Raw genomic sequence first — 689 nt, 5'->3', positions numbered from 1 at the left:
GTGCACTTCACCCCAACCTCCGGGTCGTGGCTGAACCTGATCGAGGTGTGGTTCGGCATCATCGAGCGCCAAGCCATCCGCCGCGGCAGCTTCCGCTCCGTGCGCGACCTCAACACCAAAATCCGCGCTTTCATCACCGGCTGGAACGACCGCTGCCACCTCTTCGTCTGGACCAAAACCCCAGACCAAACCCTCAAGAAAGCCAACCGTCAGACCACTTCAAACACACGACACTAGTACGACAGCGGTAGATCGAGATGTTCATGGTTCGGTTCGTGCGCGTCGCTGGTAGTGGCTGGTTTTGGCGCGGTACTGGTGTTGCCGTCGCCAGAGTGACCAGCGCAGTCGGTGGCTGAAGTCGCTGATCGGGCGGGCGATGAGGACGTTGAAGAGGTGGGGGACTGCCCCGGGTTCGGTTGACTCCTTAGCTGTGAGGATTCGTCCTCATTGGAAGGATGATCGCTATGCCGAAGCCGTTCCCTGCCGAGTTCCGTCGTGACGTCGTCGCCGTGGCTCGCAAGCGCGAAGCGCCGATGCGCCAGATCGCCAAGGACTTCGGGATTTCCGAGTCCTGTCTGAACCGCTGGTTGCAGCAGGCCGATGTCGAGGACGGTGTCCGTCCCGGTGCTACGAAGGAAGAGTCGGCCGAGTTGCGGGAGTTGAAGAAGCGCAACCGGGTCCTGGAGCAG

The 689-nt window shown here is 61.4% G+C and carries 1 protein-coding gene and 1 pseudogene; both read left to right on the top strand.

Going from position 1 to position 689, the window contains the following annotated elements:
- A pseudogene (locus AMYHA_RS17190) lies at nucleotides 1–237 on the top strand (IS630 family transposase); the annotation flags it as partial.
- Nucleotides 238–464: 227 nt separating this feature from the next.
- Nucleotides 465–689 (top strand): transposase (locus AMYHA_RS27605; RefSeq protein WP_196776920.1); only part of this gene is annotated, 225 nt, incomplete at its 3' end.

The organism is Haloechinothrix halophila YIM 93223 (genome assembly GCF_000504245.1).
In the GTDB taxonomy this organism is placed as follows: domain Bacteria; phylum Actinomycetota; class Actinomycetes; order Mycobacteriales; family Pseudonocardiaceae; genus Haloechinothrix_A; species Haloechinothrix_A halophila.
Note: the sequence above shows the minus strand (reverse complement) of the source record. Positions and strands in the feature narration are given on the sequence as shown.